This window comes from Wolbachia endosymbiont of Cardiocondyla obscurior (genome assembly GCF_902713635.1).
Lineage (GTDB): Bacteria > Pseudomonadota > Alphaproteobacteria > Rickettsiales > Anaplasmataceae > Wolbachia > Wolbachia pipientis.
Genome location: NZ_CACTIU010000048.1, coordinates 10385 through 10690 on the forward strand (window position 1 = coordinate 10385; position 306 = coordinate 10690).

Annotated in this window: 1 protein-coding gene; it reads right to left on the reverse strand. The window is 29.1% G+C overall.

Annotated features, from left to right (window positions below; all coding sequences use genetic code 11):
* On the reverse strand, positions 1-248 hold a 248-nt coding region (locus tag WOCAOBSORBRA_RS04245), incomplete at its 3' end, for a GIY-YIG nuclease family protein (RefSeq protein ID WP_174516003.1).
* Between the last annotated feature and the right edge of the window lie 58 nt (positions 249-306).

The following is a 306-nucleotide window of genomic DNA, read 5'->3' on the forward strand; positions in this document are numbered from 1 at the left end:
GCTAAGTAATATAAGTCAATCCAGCTAGGATTCTTTTGATTGATCAAATTAATTTTCCACTGCCTTGGCCATTCTTTCAGGCGCCTTTCTCTTGCAATAGCTAAACTTATATCTTCAAACTCTTCAAAATATACAAGTTTATTTACATTATATCTTGATGTAAAACCTGAAACAATTTTGTTTTTGTGTTCCCAAATCCTCTTGATCAAATTTGCAGTTACACCAATATATATAGTATTTTCTAAAATGAATGATAAATTTCCATTATGGTATTACCAACCAAAAGTTGTAAGTCTGTATATTTAT